Raw genomic sequence first — 21,409 nt, 5'->3', positions numbered from 1 at the left:
CGTTTCAAAATTCATTGTCATATTATTTGCTATCATCCGAATCAAACTGGGTAAAAATCGTATCTCTTTGTTGTTCATAAACGATTTCTCCGGCAATTTCATTAATAATTTGGATATTGCGATCTACTGCCAATCCTAAATTAGTCGCTCCTGTTCCATGTGATTGTTCCAAATTCGTTAAGGTGTAAAAGTGATGCTCTCTTTGCCCGTGTTTAAAGACAAGCTTAAAATTATTATCTACTTTAAAGCGTTTGTCATCTTCCCATTCAATGTTGTTTTCAAAACGTTGGTAAAACCAGTCCGGAATGTTTGGCCTATACCCAGTAGCCAGTATCACTTTCTCTGTTTCAAAAGTAACATCCTCGCCTTTCTGCCATTGTTTAGCTTCGACTTTTAAGAGCGATCCATTTTTTACTACTTTCTGTATCTCTGTTAAAGGTTGAATCGTTACAGGCAGCTTTTTATTTTCAATAGAACGATGGTAGAGCAGTTCATGAATTCTATGTAATGTTTCCTGGTCAATCCCTTTTCGTAACTGGCCAAGGAGTTCCAATGAATCCTTTCTTTCTTGGTATGGTAATTCATGAAAGTAGTCCACATAATCCGGCGTAAAAACTTCTTGTCCTAATTTACTGTTATCAAGCTGTAAGAATCCAGGAGATCTCGTGTACCAGAATAGATGATAATCGAAATGCTCCTGTAGCTTTAACAAGTCGAAGAAAATTTCTGCAGCACTTTGTCCTGATCCAACAACGGTAATATGCTTCGCTTGAACGGTTCGTTTTTTATGGTATAAATATTGACTGGAATGGTGGACATGTTCAGAGCCAATATTATCTAATTCGAATGGAATCATAGGTGTGCCACCCGTACCTAGTGTGACATGTTTTGTGAAGTAGGAACGTTCTTTTTGTTCACCCCAATGGTTGACAACTACTTCGTAATGATCACCATGGTCGATGACATCTTTTACTTGAGATTTAAAGTGGCAATTTGACATGTGGTCGACTACCCATTTTAAATAGGCAGCATATTCAGCGCGAGGCATTTCAAATTTATGAAAAAAGAAAAATTTATATAGGCGATTTTGTTCATGCAAATAATTTAAGAACGTATACTTACTAGTAGGGTTCGCGAATGTTACAAGGTCTGCCAAAAAGGAAACCTGTAAATCAGTACCTTCAATAAGCATACCAGGATGCCAGGCGAATTGCCCATTTTGATCAAAAAAGATTGTTTTCAGATTTGTTTTTTCTGCTGTTAACGTTGCGAGTCCAAGATTATAGGGGCCAATCCCTATTCCGATAAGATCATATTGTTCCATAGTATACCCCTTTTTTATATGATTTCTTCTTATTATATACGTTACAAAAAAAATTATCTAATTATCAACAGAAAATGACAAGATATGGTACAATATCGAAGGAGGAGGTGTAGATAATGACGAATAGTGATGAACGATTGTTTGGAATGTTAATTTATTTACTAAGTTTCTTTACGGCTATTATCGGTCCATTAATTATTTGGATGATCAAACGTGATGAGTCAGCATTTATTGACTTTCATGGAAAAGAATACTTCAATTTCTTTATTTCCTTTACGATTTATAGCATAGTAAGTGGAATACTTGTAGTATTGTTGATTGGTTTTGTACTACTGCCGATTGTAGCTGTTCTAGCATTTATATTTACTCTTATTGCCCTATTTAAAGCATTTAATGGAGAGGAATATCGAATTCCGCTAGTAATCCGCTTTATCAAATAAGTTGCGCTAATAATTGAAAAAATAGTAATAAATAAAGGTATACATTGTTTCAATAAGATACTGAAACAGCGTATACCTTTTTCATTGGCAATTATTCTTCTATCTCAAAATCATACTCTTCATGTTCATGTAATCCGGTATCATCTGTTACATGGACAATCATCTCAGCCTGTCCAGCTTCTTTAAAAGAATAAGAAGCCACGTATTTACCAGAATCAACTTCCTCCGTCTCGACCCAGTCGTGTTTCTCGTTATTTTCCAGAATGATTTCATAGCGTACGCGTGCATTTTCATATGGTTCTTGATCCATTGTAAGCTCTACGGTGATGTCTTCTTCTTGATTAACCGTTAAACCTTCTAGAGGGTTTAGCTTAATGTCAAACCCGTGTTGATGCTCATGTTCTTCTGTATCCTCATGTGACTCATGATCATGATGTTCCATTTCCTCTCCAGTGATTGTAATGGCTTTTTTCGGCATCGAATGAATTTCTCTAGCTGTCGTATGTGCATAAATCTCGTAAGTACCAGGTTCCTCAAAAGTTATCTCTGCTGAATACGTGCCATCTTCGTGATTAGTAGCATCGACATGGACTGTATTGTCCTCATCTTCTACATTCCAATACTCAAAATCCATTTCATCCGCGTCTGTCACCAGTTCATCTTCACCATAAGTTACGGTAGTTTGTAACAATACGGATTCACCGACTTCTGCTTCTTCAGGAAGTGCAAAATCAACTTGAATACCTTTTACTTCTTCATCTTCGTGTTGTTCATCGTCATCTGCTTGACTGTTACAAGCTGCTAATAACAAGGCTAATAAAGTAATTAATATATAGTTTTTTTTCATTATGATCCTCCATATATGCATTTTTCTAATGTAACTATACGACTTATAGCAACAATAATCAATGAACAATGTATGACATTTAACATCTGACTTTGATCATGGTTCCCAAAAAGTTTATAGCCTACTACAATTGGTTGAAAAAAAACTAAACAAATCGTAACAATTATTATTTACATTTTGAAGCTAATCATCTATAATACTATTAAATCGTATTGATTACGGTTTGTTTTTGTGTGTTTATTCCCAGTATAAATTTTATACATAATATTAAGGGGGCAATTTTAAATGAAAAAGACAAGTTTAGCCATGTTATCTATATTATTTCTATTAATAGGTTGTAATGCTGAGGAAGATTCCCAAGCAACTCAACAAGAGTCAGAAAATGATACACTTCAAATCTATTCAACATTGTATCCATTAGCTTATTTTACAGAAGAAATTGGTGGAGAGTTTGTAGAGGTGGAAACGATATTACCGCCTGGATCTGATCCGCATAACTTTGAACCTACTTCTAAAATGATGGTAGATATCGCAGAAGCTGATATGTTTTTATATAATGGAGCAAATCTAGAAACTTATGCTGGGCAAATAGAAGAAGCGCTTGTAGGTGAGGATGTATTAATGTTAGAAGCAGCTGAAGGAGTATCACTAGTTGAGCATGTACACAACCATGAAGATGAGGAACATAGTCACGAAGAAGAAGAGCACAGCCATGAAGAAGAACATGCCCACGAAGAAGAGCATAGTCATGAAGAAGATACAAACGAAGAGGAAGCAGCACATGATCATGACCATGGTGATGTCGATCCACACCTTTGGCTAGATCCTATTCGTGCCATAGAATTAGCACGCAATATCAAAGAGGGATTAATCGAATTAAATCCAGAAAATGAGGAAACCTTTGAAGCTAATTTTAGCGATCTTGAAGAAAGATTAATTGCTTTAGATGAAGAATTCCATCAACAATTAGAATCTGCACCAAATAACGAAATCCTTGTTACACATGCAGCATATGGCTATTGGGAACAGAGCTATGGTATTGAACAAATTGCAATTACAGGACTATCGTCATCTGAGGAACCTTCTCAGAAACAGTTGGAAAGAATTCTAGATCGTGTGGAAAATAACAATATTGAATATCTGTTGTTCGAACAAAATGTAGAACCAAAAGTAGCAGAAGTGATTCAAGCAGAAACAAATGTCGAATCATTACAATTGCATAACTTATCCATTTTGACTGATGAGGATATTGAAAATGACGAAACCTATTTTAGCTTAATGGAACGAAACTTGGACGTATTAACAGAAGCATTAGATAACTAATGAAAAACACGGAGTGATTTTATTTACTCCGTGTTTATTTATTATATGGAAAGTATGAAATCAGTGCAATGACTGCGTTAAACGAAGTAGTTATATTGAAATATTTGATGTGTATTTGCAACGTTCCGCCTCATTACTACGCTTTCTACGGGAACGGCCTCAGCTAACTTTGCCAAGTATCTGTTATCACCATAACTTCAAAGCAAGCTTGATAATACCAAGTTTTTTTATTTTACATAAATAAAAGTTTAATATTTAAATATATTAAAAGTTTTAACTTTTGTCAATAAAAAAACTCTTCAACGTGATTTGTATCACACGTAACATAAATAAATTGTCATACATTGTGAGATAGATATTGATTTTAGGAGGTAGTAGAATGATTCAAACAGTTGCGTGGATAACAAGTCTTGTTTTTATGTTATTGATTACCTTTATTTTTTTGTTTGTAGCTATGAAATCGACTGAAAAAAGAGAGTATGAACCGATTAAAAAGAAATGGTACAAAGCAAGGACATTTTATGGGATTACTCTAGTGGTATTTATGCTCATTATTACGATATACACACTGAGAGAACTTCCTTATGATCAGCCAGTATACGGAAAAGGTGAGGACCCTACAATTGTAGAGGTGGAAGCGTTGCAATTTGGTTGGGAGTTAAGTCAATCAGAATTTAAAGTAGGAGAGGCTATAGAATTTCATGTGTCAAGTCAAGATGTTAATCACGGATTTGGGCTTTACGATGAGGAAATGAACATGATTGCCCAAACACAAGCTATGCCTGAATATACCAATGTTGTCTATTTGACGTTTACTGAACCTGGTACATATGGAGTGTTATGTTTAGAATATTGTGGTCTTGCACATCATGCGATGACTTATCAAATTACGGTAACGAATTAGAGAAGGAGTGTTTATGATGGTCCATAACCGTTTAATAAGAAATTATTTAATCATTGGAGGAACAGTGATTTTGTTAATGATGGGATTTGGTATTTTAATGCTACTTGCCCAAGGTGGTGTTCTATCTCTTAGTCCGCCGTCATTTTATCAATACATGACCATTCATGGAACAGGCATGATTGGTGCAGCAGCATTAGCTGCATCAGCTGTGATGTGGTATTTTTTAAGTCAGCATGTAACATTATCAAAGAACATTTTTAAGGCAAACTTAGTATTATTTTTAACCGGACTTGTGCTTGTGATCATTGGTGTTTTCTCCTTTGATTATGCAAGTGCCTGGACGTTTTTGTATCCTCTACCAACCTTATCTGCTAAAGCATGGGGAACAGTTGGTGCATTACTATATCTGTTTGGGATGTTGATTATTGGTATTGGCTTTTTACTTTTATTCATTGATACTGGTCGAGCAATTATTAAGAAAAAAGGTAGTCTTGCTAAAGGTTTAGGCTGGGATGTGATTGCTGGGAAGAAAGCTGAAAAAGATGCGCCGGAACCTGCGATTATTGCTGGTACAATGGTTGCGATCGTTAATGTAACAGCGTTGATTGCCGGTGCAACGGTGATTATGATGAATATTATTCATACAGTTAATCCATCGTTTACCTTTGATCCACTGTTAGCAAAAAATTTAACGTTTGCATTTGGTCATGTTTTTGCTAATTCGATTATTTATATGAGTGTTATTGTCGTCTATGAATTGTTAGCAAAATATACAAACAGGCCTTGGAAAGCGAATAAAGTCTTTCTAATTGCATGGTCTATGTCAACCATATTCACGTTAATGATTTATACACATCATATGTTAATGGATTCCGTAATGCCAAAATGGATGTTAATAATCGGACAGGTGTTCTCCTATGCAAATGGATTACCAGTATTAATTGTCACCGCATATGGTGCACTGATGATAGTATATAAATCAGGAATTAAATGGGATATGGCATCTGGGTTAGCCTTTTTATCCATGTTTGGCTGGACAGTTGGAGTCGTTCCTGCAATCATAGATGCTACAATTGTTGTGAACCATGTGATGCATAATACCAAATGGGTACCGGGACATTTCCATATGTATATGGGGCTTGGGGCAGTAGTAATGATTTTTGCCTTTATGTATTATCTAGCAAAAGTAGATGGTGGTCTAAAAGTAACCAAGTTAGACTGGATTGCCTTTTTTAGTTATATCGTAACGATGGCTGCTGTCAGTATTCAATTTTTAGTCTCGGGTGCATTAAGCACGCCTAGGCGTTGGGCAACACATATTCCAGAATGGATGGGGCCAGCATTATTTGGAGGAATTGCCGGCGTATTTCTAGTAATTGCTACCACATTATTTATCGTTCATTTTGTTCGCTATATTTTGCAACGAAACGTAAAAAGGAACGATCTATATGATGAAAAACTGGTGTAATAGAATAGCCATTACTGTATCGATTATATTAGTTGTTTGGATGTGGTTTATTGGAACAGATGGATTTACTGCCTTTACAGCAGAAACAGCTAGAAAGAATAACTTAATAGAGGCGAAACCGAAATTCCCAGAGGTAATATTGGAAGATAGCAAAGAACGAACGTATACAATGGAATCATTTCGTGGGAAAAATGTGTTGATAACCTTTGTTTATACAGCTTGTACCACAGTTTGTCCAGAGTTAGAAAGAAATTTTGCCGAGGTATATCAAAGCATTCCCGCATCTTATATTGGTGAAGAGATCGTCTTTCTCACGATCAGTTTTGATCCAGAACGAGATGATCCCAAAACATTAGAAAACTATCAGCAATATTTTCAAAGTGATGGAGAAACCTGGCGAATGGCTAGGATTCCAGATCAGCTGCAGTTAAAATCTTTATTAGACGCTTTTGGGGTGATTGTTATCCCTGATGAGTACGATGGCTTTTCCCACAATTCTGCTTTTTACTTTGTTAATAAGCTTGGATATTTAGAGAATGTGCTAGATTATACTGATATTAAGGCTGCTTCAGAATATGTTGTTGGAAGGTTAGAGAGGGAGATATGATGAAACTGGCCATCCTATTTTATATCCTCTTACTAGCCCCTGGTACTAGAGAAGGTCTTGAATCGGTAATGGTCCTGCATATGTTTCTGCAATTACCTTTGCTCATCTTAGTTGGTATTTTATTACATGGCAATCGTGATTGGCGTTTTCTAGAAAAATGGAATGAGAATGGTGTTGCAGGCATGTTACTTGCAGTGGGGGTATTGATTTTCTGGATGCTTCCTCGGTCATTGGATGATGCTTTAACAGAGATAGGAATAGAAGTTTGGAAGTTTGTGTCACTCCCGCTTCTCGGATTTTTATGGAGAAATAGCTGGCGAAAAATAGTGGGCATATTCAAGAGTTTTCTCTATATCAATTTTTTATCGATGTTTGGTTTATTGGCATGGTTATATCTTGGAACACCTGTGCAAATTTGTAATAATTATTTGATTAACGAACAACAAATAGTTGGAGCAGTGTATCTTTCCATTGTACTAGTTTCGATCCTTTATCTATTGTATCTTGTTTTTGTTAGAGGGTTAGAGGAAGAGGCAATATAGCCCCTTCCTTTATTAATTTTTTGTAAAGATAGGTTTTATGCATTGATCATATAAGAATATTGTTATATAGTTATATGCGAATGAAAAAAGGGGGATGAGAATGGCTACCAAAACGGAATTTCAAATTGAAAAAGCTGCACCAATTTTTAAGGTGTTAGGGGATAAAACAAGACTTACCATGATGAAATTAATCGAAAATCAGACTTGTTGTGTTTGTGAGTTCGTTGAAATTTTTCAAATGAGTCAGCCATCAATCAGTCAGCATTTGCGGAAATTACGAGATGTAGGCTTAATCAAAGAAGAACGGAAAGGACAATGGGTATTTTATTCCTTAAATCACGAAAGTGAATGGTTCGGGCTAATGAAGTCTATTTTGGAACAACTACCTAGTCAGGAAGACAAGTTAATAGAATTAGAGAAAAACGGAACAAGAATTACATGTTGTTAGTAGGGGGACGGGTATTTTGTTAGATGTTATCTTAGCTATTATCATCTTTTTGGCAACGTTAGTACTAGTGATCTGGCAACCAAAAAATTTATCGATTGGCTGGTCAGCGATCGGTGGTGCTGTATTAGCGTTGCTCGTAGGAGTCGTCGGATTTCAGGATGTCTTAGAAGTAACTGGAATCGTCTGGAATGCAACACTTGCTTTTGTAGCAATTATCATTATTTCGTTAATATTGGATGAAATCGGCTTTTTTGAATGGGCTGCCTTACATATGGCACGACTTGCAAAGGGTCACGGTATTAAAATGTTTGTCTATGTAAGTTTACTAGGTGCACTAGTGGCTGCTTTTTTCGCTAACGATGGTGCTGCTTTGATTTTAACACCAATCGTACTTGCGATGGTACGCAATCTGCAATTTAGTGAAAAAATGGTTTTTCCTTTTATCATGGCGAGTGGATTTATTGCTGATACAACTTCCTTGCCATTAGTTGTGAGTAACTTGGTCAACATTGTTTCGGCAGATTTCTTTGAAATTAGTTTTGTTGAATATGCTTCAAGAATGATCATTCCAAACTTATTCTCAATCCTAGCAACCATTGTGGTATTGTATTTATACTTTAAGAAAAATATTCCGAAAACATATCAGCTCGATCATTTAAAACAGCCATCTGACGCATTAAAAGATATTAAAATGTTCCATCTGTCATGGTATGTCCTTGCGATATTATTAGTTGGTTATTTTGTTAGTGAATTTATTGCTGTTCCAGTGTCCATTATAGCTGTAATCGTTGCGATCTTTTTCTTAATCATGGCACGAAATAGTGCAGCGGTTAATACGACAGAAGTAGTTAAAGGCGCACCATGGGAAATTGTTTTCTTCTCTATTGGTATGTATGTCGTTGTTTATGGTCTTCGTAATGCCGGACTTACCGACGTATTGGCAGGTCTCATTCAATGGAGTGCAGATCAAGGATTATTCAGTGCTACTGTCGCGATGGGCTTTATAGCGGCAATATTATCTTCTGTGATGAATAATATGCCTACGGTAATGATTGATGCATTGGCGATTGCCGAAACAAATACATCTGGTGTAGTACGTGAAGCATTGATCTACGCGAATGTGATTGGTTCTGACTTAGGTCCAAAAATCACTCCGATCGGTTCATTAGCAACGCTTTTATGGCTACATGTTCTATCCCAAAAAGGTGTAAAAATCTCATGGGGTACTTATTTTAAGACGGGGATTATTCTCACGATCCCGATTTTATTTATTACACTAGTCGGTCTATATCTGACACTATTATTATTTTAACTATTAGGAGGAATATAAAGTGGCGAAAAAAACCATTTACTTTTTATGTACAGGTAATTCTTGTCGCAGTCAAATGGCAGAAGGCTGGGGAAAAAAATATTTAGGTGATGACTGGAATGTTTACAGTGCAGGAATTGAGACACATGGATTAAACCCAAATGCAGTGAAAGCGATGAATGAAGTCGGTATTGATATTTCTGAGCAAACCTCTGACAAAATTGACTTGGAAATACTAAGAAATTCAAATATGGTTGTGACATTATGTGGTGATGCACGAGATAAGTGTCCTGTTATCCCGTTTGGTATCCGTAATGAACACTGGGGATTTGATGATCCAGCAAAAGCAGAAGGAACAGACGAAGAGAAGTGGGAAGTTTTCCGTCGAGTACGTGATGAGATTGGGGAACGGATTAGAAAGTTTGCGGAAACAGGAGAATAAACGAAGATGAAGAATGGATGTTTGAATGTCCATTCTTTTTTTGATGTAACCTTTTTCAAAGGCCAACGACTAATAGAAAAAGGGAGGCGATTGTGTTGAAAAATGTACTCGGTATTATCACGCTATTATTCGTAACTGCTTGTGGTACAAATTTGGATAACGGGAATAAAATACAAGATGATGTGCAAAATGTGATGGAAGGTTATGTCGCTAACATAGGAGACAATAGTGTATTAGTTGTTGAGAATCGATTAGATCCATCCATTTCTGAGTTTCATCCAGAACAGCATGAAGAGGCGGGGAATGCAATTAGTTTCAGCCTCGATGATATAGAAGATAGCATGGCTGATTCACTTATGAGGGGCGAAAAAATTCAAGTCACCCATGGTGCAGTTGCAGAATCCTATCCAGGACAAAGTAGTGCAATTGCAATAAAACGGATCGTTGATGAAGAACATGATATGGTCATTGCACCTGATGAAACGGTAAACTTAGTCGCTTTGGAACAATTTATCCAAAAAACAGAAAACAATGAAGAAGCCACCATGCGAGGGGTAAACATTACAGTTGAAGGTAGCTCTGTGTTTGATACTTATATTTTTCAGAATGGAGAGTATACCGTAAAAGCAGATGCAACGCAAGATAACTTTGTTGAAGTAGAAACAATAAGTGAAGTATCCTGTCCACAATTAGAATATTACTTAACAGATGATCAACACATTATGTTTGAACTGACAGGTTGTGATAACAACACTGGAGTATTAACGATCGCAAATCTACCCTTTAAAGATATGATAGTTCCTGAAGACATCTATCACCGTGTTGAGGTGATCGTAGGTGAGGAGGTTGTATTGGATACAACGGACGAATCCGAAAAAGAGGAGATCATTACAAACATACGTGAGGGTACACCACAATCTGTAATGACGATGACCATGATGGCTCCAGAAGGGGAAATTATTTTATATGGAAAACAAGCAATCATTCATATTGATTATCAGGAAGTAGGAAATGTGATCCGTTATAATACGTTGGTAGAGGCAGGCTTAACATTTGATTAAACATGGAGCGCATCACTCCGTGTTTTTTCTCAAATCATTTATCTTGAAACTGAGATAAATGCGTGGTAAATTGTTAATATCTCAATTTCGAGATAAATGTATAGATTTTATCAAACGGGGCAAACCAATAATATCTAATAAGAAAAGGAGTTTTATCAATATGGTAAAAGTAGCAATAGTTTATTATAGTTCTACAGGTATAAACTATCAATTAGCAAACTGGGCAGCAGACGCAGTAAAAGAAGCAGGAGCAGAAGTAAGAGTAGTACGAGTTGCTGAAACAGCACCAAAAGAAGCGATTGCTCAAAATCCAGGCTGGCAAAAGCACGTGGAAGAAACCAAAGATGTTCCTGTTGCAACAACTGAAGACTTAGACTGGGCAGATGCCATTATTTTCAGTACGCCAACTCGTTTTGGAAATGTTGCTTCCCAAATGAAGCAATTTATTGACACACAAGGTGGTCTATGGGCATCAGGTAAGACTGTAAACAAAGTAGTAAGTGCGATGACTTCAGCTTCTAATCCTCATGGTGGACAGGAAGCAACTGTTCTAAGTCTTTATACATCTATGATGCATTGGGGTGCCATCATTGTTCCTCCAGGGTATTCCGATGATTCACTATTTGCAGCTGGCGGTAATCCATATGGTACAAGTGTTACCCAAAGCCAGGAAGACGGCTCTATGGTCGAAAATGTTCAAGATGCGGTTAAACATCAGGCAAAACGTGTCGTAGATGTGGCAAGTAAAATTCATGGATAATACTAAATAAACGAACCTCTTTCATTAGAGGTTCGTTTTTTAAATGTCAAAACTTGAAGAAATACACGAATTATGTCAAAGTAGAAGTTAGCAATATTATATGAAATGTAGGGGGACCGGTGTTGCCGGTTGAGACTGTATCCGTAAGATGCTGACCCTTAGAACCTGATCTGGTTAGCACCAGCGTAGGGAACATATGAGATGAGATATCTATATGCGCCCTAGGCTATAAGTCTAGGGCGCTTTCTTATATGTTCCGCAAAAAAGATAAAAAATAGGGGGATTCATCATGAAAAAATTTTTATTTGTAATAATAGGTATGTTTATACTCGCAGGTTGTGGGAATGAAGAAAGCACACGAGAAGAATTAGAAGAAGTTACTTTAGTATTAGATTGGACACCCAACACTAATCACACCGGACTGTATGTTGCGGAATCGAAAAAATATTTCGAAGATGAAGGATTAGATGTAGAAATTGTTATGCCAGGAGAAGCTGGAGCAGATCAGACTGTAGCTTCAGGGCAAGCAGAATTTGGCATCAGTTATCAAGAACAAGTAACAGAAGCTCGAACACAAGATATTCCGCTTGTTTCGATTGCAGCAGTAATCCAGCACAATACTTCTGGATTTGCCGCACCAGAGGAAAAAGAAATCACATCACCTGCTGATTTTGCTGGAAAAACATATGGTGGTTGGGGTGCTCCTGTTGAATCGGCAGTTATTGATGCGTTAATGAAACAAGAGGAAGCATCAGTTGAAGATGTTGATATCGTAAATATGGGTAATACAGACTTTTTCACAGCAGTAGAACGTGATGTAGATTTTGCTTGGATTTACTATGGTTGGACTGGAATCGAGGCAGAACTTCGAGGTAAGGAAATTGATATGATCTATCTTACGGACTATTCAGAAAAACTAGATTATTACACACCAGTTATTACCACCAATGAAGATATGATCGAAGAAAATCCAGAAACAATCAAAAAATTTATGGCTGCAGTTAGTCGCGGTTATCAGGATGCGATCGACAATCCAGAAGAAGCAGCTGACATTTTAATAGAAGCGCAACCAGATTTAGACGAAGAATTAGTACATGCTAGTCAGGAATGGATATCACCAAGATACCAAGATGATGCGGATAGATGGGGCGAACAATCAGAAGAAGTCTGGAGCAATTACGCAGAATTCATGTTCGAAAATGACCTACTAGAACGCGAGCTAGACGTTGATGCAGCATATACAAACGAATTTTTACCAGAATAATAATGGAGGGGTATGAATGGCTGAAGCATTAGTTAGTGTACAAATCATTCCGAAGACACCTAATGGGGAAGATTCCATCCCTTTTGTTGATGAAGCAATCAAGATTATCGAACAAGCAGGTGTCAACTATCAAGTTCATCCATTAGAAACAACAATGGAGGGCGAACTGGCAACGTTATTATCTGTTATCGAAAAAATGAATCAACGTATGCATGAGTTAGACTGTCCAAGCGTGATTTCACAAGTGAAGATCTATTCACAAAAAGATCATCAAGCTTCCATGAGTGAATTGACGAAGAAGTATCGTTAAGATTGGAAAAGTGTCCAGTAAATTCCGGAAAGTGTCCAGAAAATTAATAAAAGTGTCCAGATAAAGGTTAAAAGTGTCCAGTAAATCACGAAAAGTGTCCAATAAACATTAAAAAGTGTCCAGTAAACCAATAGGAGCATGCTCTATGTTTAGAAAGTCTTTTTTACCAGTTAGTGTGATCGTCAGTATTTTAATTATATGGGAATTGTCCAGTCGGATATTAGCTATTCCGACCTGGGTTCTTCCTGCACCTACTATCATTATGCAAGAGGCGATTAATGGCTGGAGTAATTATCAGCATCATATCTTATCAACTGTATTTTTAACTGTGAGCGGATTTGCCATTGGTGTAAGTGTAGGTTTACTCATTGCGATTATGCTTCATCTATTGCCTAAAATCCGTGAAGCACTCTATCCATTGCTGATTATGTCGCAAAACATTCCGATTATTGTACTCGCACCTTTACTTGTTATTTGGTTTGGATTTGGTGTTACACCTAAACTATTAATTATTACATTAGTATGTTTCTTCCCGGTTGCGGTATCAACAATCGATGGATTAAGACATACAAATCCGGAATTAATTCATTATATGAAAATGGCTGGTGCAACGAAGAAACAAATTTTCACTAAGCTGGAACTGCCTCATGCAGTTCCACAAATGTTTTCCGGACTGAAAATTTCCGCTACCTATAGTGTGATGGGGGCTGTTATCTCGGAATGGTTAGGTGCTAACAAAGGAATTGGTGTATACATGACGCTAGCCTCATCATCATTCCGTACTGATCGAGTTTTTGTAGCGATTTTATTTATTATGATCTTATGCCTGATTTTTTTCGCTATTATCATTGCTGCAGAAAAAATCATCTTAAAATGGCATCCGGGTAAGGAGGAACAGTCATGAGTACACTAGAACTCGAAAATATTTCAAAAAGCTTTGGTGAACTAACTATTCTTGATCACTTAGATTTACGCGTGAACGATGGTGAATTCGTTTCCTTACTCGGACCATCTGGCAGTGGAAAAAGTACCATTTTTCACTTGATTGGCGGGCTCTATCAAGCCGATCATGGCACGATTCGTTTAGATAATGAAGCGATCAATGGTAAAAAAGGATCGATAAGCTATATGCCACAAACTCCTTCTCTTTTTCCATGGCGTACCGTTCTCGAAAATGTTGTGTTAAGTGTGGAATTACATCAAAAGCCTGATAAACAAAAAGCGCTAGAAATGTTGGAACGGGCAGGGTTAAAAGATTATGCCAACGCATATCCCCACGAATTATCTGGTGGGATGCGCCAACGTGTAGCGTTTGTTCGAAGTCTTTTGAGTCCACAATCTTTTATCTGTTTGGATGAACCTTTTTCGGCATTAGATGAGTTCACAAGGTTAGAAATGCAAAAATGGTTATTAACTATCTGGGAACAAGAAAGACCGTCTGTTTTATTTGTTACCCATAATATTGAGGAAGCGATTTTTTTATCAGATCGAATTCTAGTGTTGGGTTCTAAGCCTGCCAATGTCATCAAGGAATTTACGATTGATTTCAAACGTCCGAGAAATGAAGAGTTGACGTTAACGCAGGAATTCCTTGAAAAAAAGAAGGAAATTTATCAAACATTACGAGGTGTGTTAAATGATTGATGCTCATATCCATTTGGATTGGTACAAGCCCACTGAGCAAAAAAAGGTCATGGATACGTTAGACGTGGCTGGGATGATTGCAGTATCCAGTGATCTAACAAGCTGCGAAAAAGTCTGGCAATTAGCGGAGCAATATCCAACTGTTTATCCAGCGTTTGGCTGGCATCCAGAACAACCACTCCCGACTGATCAAGAATTAACACAGATTGAAATATTGATTCACGAACACCATGAGCAGATAGTTGCGATTGGAGAAGTCGGGCTTCCATTTTACAAAAGAAAAGAAGAACCTATTCTCGATCTTCAACCATACATCGACATATTAGAGCGGTTCATGGTCCTCGCTGTACAATATGATTTGCCGATTGTGTTGCATGCAGTATATGATGATGCTGCATTAGTATGTAATTTATTGGCAAAGTATGGGGTGAAACGTGCACATTTTCATTGGTTTAAAGGAGATGACATCACGATTAAGCGGATGATCGAGGCACAATGTATGATTTCCGTGACACCAGATTGTTTTTATGAAAAAGAGATTCAGGATTTAATTAAAAGCTATCCTATTGAATTGATGATGGTAGAAACAGATGGTCCATGGCCGTTTGAAGGACGATTTAAAGGGGAAATGACACATCCCAATATGATAAGAGAAGTGATTAAACAAATAGCAAAAGTGAAACAGTTACCAATACAACATATAAAAGAACAAGTAGAACAGAATACGAAATTATTTTATCGCGTATAAAATCAATGATAAAAATAAGCCCGAATGGTCACATCTGACCTTTCGGGCTTTCCTTCATTACTCACAAGCTACGCCATCACCATCGCCATCCATGTGACTTCCATAACCAGGATCACCTTCATGCAAAGGAGTTACACCAGCTTCGCGTGCCTCTGTACAATTAGCATAATAAACATCTTCATCTGGTGGTTCAGTTTCTTGATTTTCTTGAGGGTCATCTTTGACTCCTTCATGGTTGAAACCATCATCAGTTACGTACCCATCGATACTCCAGATTCCAATCTCTGCTTCACGTGCTCGTTGTTCCGCTTGCTTCATTTCATCCTGGTGGATATAAGGAGGATCATAGACATAAGCATAACGTGCAAAGCCTTCTTCTAATAATAGTTGATTAAAATTTTCTCCATCCACCCAAATATAGCCAAGAAGTCGATCATAATTATCTCGTTCTGGCCCATCGAATTCGATTTGAATTTCTTTTCCTGCCAGTTTTTCCACTGCAAATTCAGATGCTTCCGGACCAAAAGGTTGAACAGGAAGGTTAGGGTGTTTTGTTTCAGGTGTATCGACTAATAAAAGTCTTACTGTTTCTTCCTGACCATCTAATTCAATACGGACCGTATCACCATCGACTACACGACTGACAGTAGCCGTGGCGAAATGTTCATCATCTGGTGTTTCTGCATGCTCAGGCTTTTCTGACGGTGTCTTGCTTTCCTGAGACATTGTTTCTTCAGTAGTACTGTCTGCTGCTGTTGGATCAGTTTGTTGCTCTTCGATTGTTGCAGTTCCACACCCGGCTAGTATGGTCATCACAAAAAGTAAACTGATCAGCCATTTTTTCATCAACATGATGTATCCCCCAGTTGTCTTTTGGAAAATAAGTTTACTATATGAAGGGATAGTTTAAAAGCTTTTTTTTAGTTATGATAGGAAGGGAAAGGAGTATTCTATGAAAAAAAGAGTTATCATTTTGATTGGACTAACGTTTACTTTTTTTGTTATACATACAATCGTTATTACTATTGATGGATTAACTGATGAAAATGAACGGTCAGAAGTTGGTGTAGTCCTTGGTAATAAAGTGAACGAAGACGGCACGCCTTCAGCCAGACTACAAGCTCGTCTTGATAAAGCCTACAATTTGTATATCAATAACTTACTAGAAACGATTATTGTCAGTGGTGGCATTGGTATGGAAGGATTTGATGAAGCAAAAGTAATGAAAGGTTATTTAATTGAAAAAGGAGTACCTGAATCATCGATCATCACTGATAACAATGGCTATAATACCGAAATGACAGCAGAGAATAGTTTGGAGATTGCTCAAAAACATAACTTATCAACAGATCATATAACGGTTATCACGCAATTTTTTCATATTTCTAGAACTAAATTGGCTATGAAACAACAAGGTTTTGAGGAAGTATACGGTTCACACGCAGAATATTTTGAATGGCGAGATGTTTACTCAACCATTCGCGAATTTCCTGCCTTTTATAAATATCTTATGTTCTAAACTCCTTCATCTTTCTCAAACTGACGGTAAACTAAATATAACAACAAACAGGCAGCCATTGCTAAGGAACCCCAACCGAGAGTTTGCTGTTCAATGATTAAATAATTATTGCAAATTTGCTCATCTACCCAAATATAAAGAAAACCAGTGACAATCAATGTAGCAAGTAAATAGACTAAAAATATAAATTGCCCATTGTTTTTGATCTTTCGCCAGCTATCACGAAGTGGTATTCCCGCTAAAAAAGGTAGACTGATAAACTTAAAGATTTCCACATGGGAATGGGTTAAGGCATCATCCATTGCTCGAGGAATTTGCCAATAGGACCAGATTAAGATTACTAACAAGATGCCTGGAATTCCTGAACGATTCCATTTCATAAAAAAATTTGGGAACTTTTTTTGGAAAAAAGGTGTCATCAGAAAACCAGCAAAAACAATTAAAGGCATTTGCGTATGCATATGAAAGATCATAATCGACTCTAATAAATCGGCAACAGGAGGTAGGATTAAAAAAATAAATAATAGTAGACCATACCTTGTCTGTTTCATGCGGAATCTCCTCCGATCACAGATTTAATTCGTTCAACTGCCTGATCAATTTCGGTGTAATCCATCACATCGATTAAATAGCCATCCTTGTCAACTAAATAAAAAGCTGTATTGTGTTGGAAATTACCATAATCATCTGGGATCACAATAACACCAAGTTGATCTAGCAAACTCGTTAATTCTTCTTGATCATTTATTCGTGCCATGCGCCATGTTTCTCCATCACTGTCAAAATAGCTCCGATATTTTTCCAGTGTTTCTGGATCATCATGTTCGGTGTCAAAGCTAATACTTAAAAATTGAATATCATCTTTGATCATGGAAACAGGCAATTGCTGATAAACTTCTTGCATGTTACGTTCTAATTGTGGACAGACAGTAGCACAATTAGTATACATAAAAGTAATAAATAAATATTTATTTTGTTGTAACTCCTCAATCGAATAAGTACGACTTTTACTGTCTTCTAGTTCTACGTTTGGAACCTGAGGTTGTTCTTTAATTAATTGATTAGTGCGTGCTTGTTCTGTTGTAAAAGCTTGAAAGCCATCTGTGCCAACCAAGAAAACAACTAACCCAAAAAGTATGATAACACTAACTGCGATTCTTTCATGCTTAGTCAAACCAAGCACCACCTTTTGCTATAGATTGAGTAGAGGCTGAGAAGAACTCTTTGATTAGAACTTTCCCTAATCCATATCCATGGAAGAGAAATTCTGCTCCATGGAAAAAGCTCTCTCTTCCATGGATAAGTGAAGATATCCCGGGAAGCGGAACAGATATCCCATGAAGAGAAATTCTGCTCCCTGGAAAAAGCTCTCTCTTCCATGGATAAGTGAAGATATCCCGGGAAGTGGAACAGATATCCCATGAAGAGAAATTCTGCTCCCTGGAAAAGCCCTCTCTTCCATGGATAAATGAAGATATTCAAGGGGAAGTATGTCCTTCCCGCATATTATTAAATAGTTACCATGTTTTGATCGGTGGAGAACCTGGAGGTGCATTAACAATCATGTCTACAATTGGAATCACATATGCCATTGCAACAACAGCAAGTAGAACAATGGCCCATAGCCCCCAGCGTTCTGTCCACATCGGCACTTTTGGTTGATCATCCTCCGGCTCTGCCACTGGATATTCTGTTTTCCCTTTTGGAGCAAAGAACATCATGTTAAACACGGCATATACCTGAATAATGACACCTATCAACAGTAAGGTTGCGCCAGTTGCAAAGACATACTCATATGGCAACCAGCTTAATGCCGTTTCATGACCAGCATATGTTGTATCAGAAGTACGACGAGGATCTCCGACTAAGCCAGCTAGATGCATCGAACCGGCCATAATGGTCATGCCAATTGTCCAAATCCAAGTTTGAATCACACCAACCTTATTCATTTTAGCTGTTAATTGACGCTTAGATAAATGTGGAATTAACCAATAACAAATGCCAAAGAATGTAAGTACAACAGATACCCCTACGGTGACGTGGAAGTGTCCGACAACCCACATCGTATTATGAACGACTTGATTCATTTGGTTACTAGTGTTGACAATGCCACCTGCACCACCTGGAATAAAGGCAATCATGGCAATCATTGGTGCAAGAAAACGAACATCGCCCCATGGCAGCTTTTTAAACCATCCAAATAATCCTTTGCCACCTTTTTTACGTCCTGCTTTTTCTAGTACATAGAACATGGCAAAGGCAGTCATCAAGGATGGAACTGCAATCGACAGGCTCATGAAGACGTGTAAGAATTTAATTGATAATGAGATAGCAGGATCGATAATTTGATGGTGGAAACCACCTGGAATATTCAATACAACAAGTAAAATAACCACTAAACGAATTAGTTTCTCATTGAAATGTTTACCACCTACTATTTTCGGTACAATAATATACCATGCAGAAGTAGCAACAAGATACCAAATATTAACGAGAGTGTGACCAAACCACCAAAACAGTGTTCTTGTAACCATTACATTAATCGTCTCTACCCATCCTAAAACCCATGGGATAATCATAAATACTTCAATCGTTACACCGAGACTTGCAAAGAACCATAGTACAAACACACCCATTGCAAAGAAAGCAAGAATTGGTGTTGGTTGCCCTGGATTTTCTTTTCGCCAATGACGATAGTTGATAAATACACCAAAAGCTACAGACCAAATACCTAACACTAGTAGAACTAATCCGATGTAAAATATGGGGTGTGCTGCCAAAGGTGGATAGAAAGTGTATAATACTGATGCTTCACCTAAAACAATCATGGTTACGGCAAGCACAACACCAATTACCTTTAATACAATACCAACCCATATCATTTTGCGGACTTTAGGTAGTAATCCATTAAATGAATGGGAAAGATTTGCAAGTTGGTACCCAATCGTGAATGTAGCAGTAAAAACAACTAACAATAAAAGTCCGTGTGCAGATAAGACTTGATAATAATTAAATCCTGCCGGTAATGAATACAGACCGGCGCGCTCTAATCCTTGAATTAACCCTAATAACCCACCAATTAATAATGTTGCAAATGAAATGGTAAAATAAGTGAGTGCAATTATAGCATCTTGAGGGTTAACTCCTAATTTACTTATTACATTTTCTCTCAATCCAATATGTTTTGCCTGTTCCATTTTTGCCCCTCCTTATTTCACTGTAATGGTGGTAAACATTGCTTGATGACCAACACCACAATATTCATTACATACAACTAAATATTCGCCAGGTTCATCAAATGTTTGAGTGATTTTTTGAATATGACCAGGTAACACCATCGCATTTACATTTGTTCCTGGAATTTGAATACCATGTGATACATCTTTTGAGGTCATCGTAAATTCGACCTCTGCTCCAACAGGCACTTCGACATTTCCTGGGTTAAACGCAAACGCTTCTAACGTCATAACTAGTTCGTATTGGTTGTCTCCAAGATCAATTAGACCCGGGTTATCAAATGGAGCGGTTTGTTCAACTTCTTGTGGATCGATCGTTTCTTTATGACTTGGTGGTCCCATTCCTAAGGCATAGGTTTGGTAACCAACAATCACCATAAAGATAACGAGAATCCCAATACTTACTGTCATCCAAATTTCTTCTAATTTACTCATTGATTTATTCCCTCCTTCAAATATGAATGTTTTGTGAAGAATATAACGTAATAGTAGATAAATAAAGAAACCAATCGTTATAATGGAGTCATAGATCACACTCTAGCCATATAAATAGCGAATACACCTGCCCACATCAAAATAATGACTAGAGCAACAATAGTGACAGAGGCGATCGTTCCTGACATGGAATACTTTGATTTCTTTGTATTGGAATACATTTTGTGACCTCCTATCTATTGGATTTGACTCAAGCATAGGATATTTTGTTTGGTTATATAGTGAGCCATATCACAATCTGAGTGTGATTAAAATCATATGAATGTCTTGAGCAATCGTTTATGATGTAAGTGGTTGACAAACTAAATGGAATAGAAAGGGGAAAAACAATCATGAAAAAAATTCTTTTAAGCATGATGACATTATCATTAGCACTTGTGCTTGCAGCTTGTGGTGGCGGTGATGATGAAGGAAGTTCAAATAACGATGGAGAAGCTGGAGAAACTGCAAGCGGTGATGGTGAAACAGTAGATATTCAGGCATCTAACTGGCAATTTGATCAAGAAGAATATACGGTACCAGCTGGTGAAGTTACAGTAAACCTAACGAACGAAGAAGGTTTCCACGGTATTGAAATAGAAGGTACTGATATTGCATTGGATGATGCAGGTTCTGAAACAGCAACTTTAGAAGCAGGCGAGTATACGATCAGATGTTCAGTTCCTTGTGGTGCTGGTCATGAAGATATGGTGGCAACATTGATCGTTGAATAATAAAG

26 protein-coding genes and 1 riboswitch are annotated in these 21,409 nt (G+C 37.3%); of the genes, 18 read left to right on the top strand and 8 right to left on the bottom strand.

Features of this window, described 5'->3' with window-relative positions; all coding sequences use genetic code 11:
• Window positions 1-22 precede the first annotated feature (22 nt).
• Complete coding sequence (locus D569_RS0114160) at window positions 23-1,324, bottom strand: lysine N(6)-hydroxylase/L-ornithine N(5)-oxygenase family protein (RefSeq protein ID WP_018933094.1); 1,302 nt, start codon at window positions 1,322-1,324, stop codon at window positions 23-25.
• A gap of 116 nt (window positions 1,325-1,440) precedes the next feature.
• On the opposite strand from D569_RS0114160, the gene D569_RS0114155 reads away from it, so the two are divergent.
• Entirely contained in the window at window positions 1,441-1,764 is a 324-nt protein-coding gene (locus D569_RS0114155) for a DUF4870 domain-containing protein (protein ID WP_018933093.1), read from the top strand.
• A gap of 91 nt (window positions 1,765-1,855) precedes the next feature.
• Here the strand turns inward: D569_RS0114155 and D569_RS0114150 are convergent, their stop codons facing one another.
• Window positions 1,856-2,611 (bottom strand): FixH family protein, encoded by a 756-nt coding sequence (locus D569_RS0114150; protein ID WP_018933092.1) that lies wholly within the window; start codon window positions 2,609-2,611, stop codon window positions 1,856-1,858.
• Between the two features lie 285 nt (window positions 2,612-2,896).
• Between D569_RS0114150 and D569_RS0114145 the strand changes: the two genes are divergently transcribed.
• The 15 genes from D569_RS0114145 (at window position 2,897) to D569_RS0114075 (ending at window position 15,441) form a co-directional block, all read left to right on the top strand.
• On the top strand, window positions 2,897-3,934 hold the full coding sequence (locus D569_RS0114145; RefSeq protein WP_018933091.1) for a metal ABC transporter solute-binding protein, Zn/Mn family: 1,038 nt from the start codon (window positions 2,897-2,899) through the stop codon (window positions 3,932-3,934).
• Between the two features lie 379 nt (window positions 3,935-4,313).
• Window positions 4,314-4,838, top strand: coding sequence for a cupredoxin domain-containing protein (locus tag D569_RS0114140; protein WP_018933090.1), 525 nt, complete (start codon window positions 4,314-4,316; stop codon window positions 4,836-4,838).
• A 13-nt stretch (window positions 4,839-4,851) separates the two neighbouring features.
• Window positions 4,852-6,306, top strand: coding sequence for a cbb3-type cytochrome c oxidase subunit I (locus D569_RS0114135; protein ID WP_156822958.1), 1,455 nt, complete (start codon window positions 4,852-4,854; stop codon window positions 6,304-6,306).
• Window positions 6,287-6,913, top strand: a complete 627-nt coding sequence (locus tag D569_RS0114130; RefSeq protein WP_018933088.1) for an SCO family protein — start codon at window positions 6,287-6,289, stop codon at window positions 6,911-6,913. The genes D569_RS0114135 and D569_RS0114130 overlap by 20 nt, the downstream gene beginning before the upstream one ends.
• Window positions 6,913-7,455, top strand: a complete 543-nt coding sequence (locus D569_RS0114125; protein ID WP_018933087.1) for a hypothetical protein — start codon at window positions 6,913-6,915, stop codon at window positions 7,453-7,455. Before D569_RS0114130 ends, D569_RS0114125 begins: the two co-directional genes overlap by 1 nt.
• A gap of 100 nt (window positions 7,456-7,555) precedes the next feature.
• Window positions 7,556-7,903 (top strand): ArsR/SmtB family transcription factor, encoded by a 348-nt coding sequence (locus tag D569_RS0114120; protein ID WP_018933086.1) that lies wholly within the window; start codon window positions 7,556-7,558, stop codon window positions 7,901-7,903.
• A gap of 16 nt (window positions 7,904-7,919) precedes the next feature.
• A complete protein-coding gene (locus D569_RS0114115) occupies window positions 7,920-9,215 on the top strand; it encodes an arsenic transporter (RefSeq protein ID WP_018933085.1) in 1,296 nt (431 codons plus the stop codon).
• Window positions 9,216-9,234: 19 nt separating this feature from the next.
• Entirely contained in the window at window positions 9,235-9,654 is a 420-nt protein-coding gene (arsC, locus tag D569_RS0114110) for an arsenate reductase (thioredoxin) (RefSeq protein ID WP_018933084.1), read from the top strand.
• Between the two features lie 95 nt (window positions 9,655-9,749).
• Window positions 9,750-10,715, top strand: coding sequence for a DUF3221 domain-containing protein (locus D569_RS0114105; RefSeq protein WP_018933083.1), 966 nt, complete (start codon window positions 9,750-9,752; stop codon window positions 10,713-10,715).
• Window positions 10,716-10,875: 160 nt separating this feature from the next.
• The gene (wrbA, locus tag D569_RS0114100) at window positions 10,876-11,475 is read left to right on the top strand and encodes an NAD(P)H:quinone oxidoreductase (protein ID WP_018933082.1); all 600 of its coding nucleotides are present in this window, start codon (window positions 10,876-10,878) and stop codon (window positions 11,473-11,475) included.
• A 99-nt stretch (window positions 11,476-11,574) separates the two neighbouring features.
• Window positions 11,575-11,684, top strand: a riboswitch (TPP riboswitch).
• Between the two features lie 80 nt (window positions 11,685-11,764).
• The gene (locus D569_RS0114095) at window positions 11,765-12,739 is read left to right on the top strand and encodes an ABC transporter substrate-binding protein (protein ID WP_018933081.1); all 975 of its coding nucleotides are present in this window, start codon (window positions 11,765-11,767) and stop codon (window positions 12,737-12,739) included.
• Window positions 12,740-12,755: 16 nt separating this feature from the next.
• A complete protein-coding gene (locus D569_RS0114090) occupies window positions 12,756-13,049 on the top strand; it encodes a thiamine-binding protein (protein WP_018933080.1) in 294 nt (97 codons plus the stop codon).
• A 145-nt stretch (window positions 13,050-13,194) separates the two neighbouring features.
• Window positions 13,195-13,953, top strand: a complete 759-nt coding sequence (locus D569_RS0114085) for an ABC transporter permease (protein ID WP_018933079.1) — start codon at window positions 13,195-13,197, stop codon at window positions 13,951-13,953.
• Complete coding sequence (locus D569_RS0114080) at window positions 13,950-14,693, top strand: ABC transporter ATP-binding protein (RefSeq protein WP_018933078.1); 744 nt, start codon at window positions 13,950-13,952, stop codon at window positions 14,691-14,693. Before D569_RS0114085 ends, D569_RS0114080 begins: the two co-directional genes overlap by 4 nt.
• Window positions 14,686-15,441 carry a TatD family hydrolase gene (locus D569_RS0114075; RefSeq protein WP_018933077.1) on the top strand — a complete coding sequence of 252 codons (756 nt, stop codon included), beginning with the start codon at window positions 14,686-14,688 and terminating at the stop codon, window positions 15,439-15,441. The genes D569_RS0114080 and D569_RS0114075 overlap by 8 nt, the downstream gene beginning before the upstream one ends.
• Before the next feature lie 57 nt (window positions 15,442-15,498).
• Here D569_RS0114075 and D569_RS0114070 read toward each other — a convergent pair whose 3' ends face one another.
• Window positions 15,499-16,293: a thermonuclease family protein gene (locus tag D569_RS0114070; protein WP_018933076.1), complete on the bottom strand. Its 795-nt coding sequence runs from the start codon at window positions 16,291-16,293 to the stop codon at window positions 15,499-15,501.
• A gap of 100 nt (window positions 16,294-16,393) precedes the next feature.
• On the opposite strand from D569_RS0114070, the gene D569_RS0114065 reads away from it, so the two are divergent.
• Complete coding sequence (locus D569_RS0114065) at window positions 16,394-16,960, top strand: YdcF family protein (protein WP_018933075.1); 567 nt, start codon at window positions 16,394-16,396, stop codon at window positions 16,958-16,960.
• Here D569_RS0114065 and D569_RS0114060 read toward each other — a convergent pair.
• From D569_RS0114060 to D569_RS24395, 5 genes are all read right to left on the bottom strand, one after another.
• Window positions 16,957-17,511 carry a hypothetical protein gene (locus D569_RS0114060; RefSeq protein ID WP_018933074.1) on the bottom strand — a complete coding sequence of 185 codons (555 nt, stop codon included), beginning with the start codon at window positions 17,509-17,511 and terminating at the stop codon, window positions 16,957-16,959. The genes D569_RS0114065 and D569_RS0114060 overlap by 4 nt on opposite strands.
• Window positions 17,508-18,134, bottom strand: a complete 627-nt coding sequence (locus D569_RS0114055) for an SCO family protein (protein ID WP_018933073.1) — start codon at window positions 18,132-18,134, stop codon at window positions 17,508-17,510. Before D569_RS0114055 ends, D569_RS0114060 begins: the two co-directional genes overlap by 4 nt.
• Window positions 18,135-18,477: 343 nt before the next feature.
• Window positions 18,478-20,157, bottom strand: coding sequence for a cbb3-type cytochrome c oxidase subunit I (locus D569_RS0114050; protein ID WP_018933072.1), 1,680 nt, complete (start codon window positions 20,155-20,157; stop codon window positions 18,478-18,480).
• 12 nt (window positions 20,158-20,169) lie between these two features.
• Window positions 20,170-20,631 (bottom strand): cytochrome c oxidase subunit II, encoded by a 462-nt coding sequence (locus D569_RS0114045; protein ID WP_018933071.1) that lies wholly within the window; start codon window positions 20,629-20,631, stop codon window positions 20,170-20,172.
• Window positions 20,632-20,726: 95 nt separating this feature from the next.
• A complete protein-coding gene (locus D569_RS24395; protein WP_018933070.1) occupies window positions 20,727-20,852 on the bottom strand; it encodes a hypothetical protein in 126 nt (41 codons plus the stop codon).
• Between the two features lie 171 nt (window positions 20,853-21,023).
• Between D569_RS24395 and D569_RS0114035 the strand changes: the two genes are divergently transcribed.
• The gene (locus D569_RS0114035) at window positions 21,024-21,404 is read left to right on the top strand and encodes a cupredoxin domain-containing protein (protein WP_018933069.1); all 381 of its coding nucleotides are present in this window, start codon (window positions 21,024-21,026) and stop codon (window positions 21,402-21,404) included.
• Window positions 21,405-21,409 lie beyond the last annotated feature (5 nt).

This window comes from Gracilibacillus lacisalsi DSM 19029 (assembly GCF_000377765.1).
Lineage (GTDB): Bacteria > Bacillota > Bacilli > Bacillales > Amphibacillaceae > Gracilibacillus > Gracilibacillus lacisalsi.
Note: the sequence above shows the minus strand (reverse complement) of the source record. Positions and strands in the feature narration are given on the sequence as shown.

Excerpts from the sequence above, each read along its gene's own strand:
- D569_RS0114120 (WP_018933086.1), top strand. The coding sequence starts at position 7,556 with ATGGCTACCAAAACGGAATTTCAAATTGAAAAAGCTGCACCAATTTTT.
- D569_RS0114050 (WP_018933072.1), bottom strand. The coding sequence starts at position 20,157 with ATGGAACAGGCAAAACATATTGGATTGAGAGAAAATGTAATAAGTAAA.
- D569_RS0114135 (WP_156822958.1), top strand. The coding sequence starts at position 4,852 with ATGATGGTCCATAACCGTTTAATAAGAAATTATTTAATCATTGGAGGA.
- D569_RS0114035 (WP_018933069.1), top strand. The coding sequence starts at position 21,024 with ATGAAAAAAATTCTTTTAAGCATGATGACATTATCATTAGCACTTGTG.
- D569_RS0114045 (WP_018933071.1), bottom strand. The coding sequence starts at position 20,631 with ATGAGTAAATTAGAAGAAATTTGGATGACAGTAAGTATTGGGATTCTC.
- D569_RS0114080 (WP_018933078.1), top strand. The coding sequence starts at position 13,950 with ATGAGTACACTAGAACTCGAAAATATTTCAAAAAGCTTTGGTGAACTA.
- D569_RS0114090 (WP_018933080.1), top strand. The coding sequence starts at position 12,756 with ATGGCTGAAGCATTAGTTAGTGTACAAATCATTCCGAAGACACCTAAT.
- D569_RS0114160 (WP_018933094.1), bottom strand. The coding sequence starts at position 1,324 with ATGGAACAATATGATCTTATCGGAATAGGGATTGGCCCCTATAATCTT.
- D569_RS0114085 (WP_018933079.1), top strand. The coding sequence starts at position 13,195 with ATGTTTAGAAAGTCTTTTTTACCAGTTAGTGTGATCGTCAGTATTTTA.
- wrbA (WP_018933082.1), top strand. The coding sequence starts at position 10,876 with ATGGTAAAAGTAGCAATAGTTTATTATAGTTCTACAGGTATAAACTAT.
- D569_RS0114150 (WP_018933092.1), bottom strand. The coding sequence starts at position 2,611 with ATGAAAAAAAACTATATATTAATTACTTTATTAGCCTTGTTATTAGCA.
- D569_RS0114060 (WP_018933074.1), bottom strand. The coding sequence starts at position 17,511 with ATGAAACAGACAAGGTATGGTCTACTATTATTTATTTTTTTAATCCTA.
- D569_RS0114070 (WP_018933076.1), bottom strand. The coding sequence starts at position 16,293 with ATGTTGATGAAAAAATGGCTGATCAGTTTACTTTTTGTGATGACCATA.
- D569_RS0114095 (WP_018933081.1), top strand. The coding sequence starts at position 11,765 with ATGAAAAAATTTTTATTTGTAATAATAGGTATGTTTATACTCGCAGGT.
- D569_RS0114075 (WP_018933077.1), top strand. The coding sequence starts at position 14,686 with ATGATTGATGCTCATATCCATTTGGATTGGTACAAGCCCACTGAGCAA.
- D569_RS0114130 (WP_018933088.1), top strand. The coding sequence starts at position 6,287 with ATGATGAAAAACTGGTGTAATAGAATAGCCATTACTGTATCGATTATA.
- D569_RS0114145 (WP_018933091.1), top strand. The coding sequence starts at position 2,897 with ATGAAAAAGACAAGTTTAGCCATGTTATCTATATTATTTCTATTAATA.
- D569_RS0114155 (WP_018933093.1), top strand. The coding sequence starts at position 1,441 with ATGACGAATAGTGATGAACGATTGTTTGGAATGTTAATTTATTTACTA.
- D569_RS24395 (WP_018933070.1), bottom strand. The coding sequence starts at position 20,852 with ATGTATTCCAATACAAAGAAATCAAAGTATTCCATGTCAGGAACGATC.
- D569_RS0114065 (WP_018933075.1), top strand. The coding sequence starts at position 16,394 with ATGAAAAAAAGAGTTATCATTTTGATTGGACTAACGTTTACTTTTTTT.
- D569_RS0114140 (WP_018933090.1), top strand. The coding sequence starts at position 4,314 with ATGATTCAAACAGTTGCGTGGATAACAAGTCTTGTTTTTATGTTATTG.
- D569_RS0114125 (WP_018933087.1), top strand. The coding sequence starts at position 6,913 with ATGAAACTGGCCATCCTATTTTATATCCTCTTACTAGCCCCTGGTACT.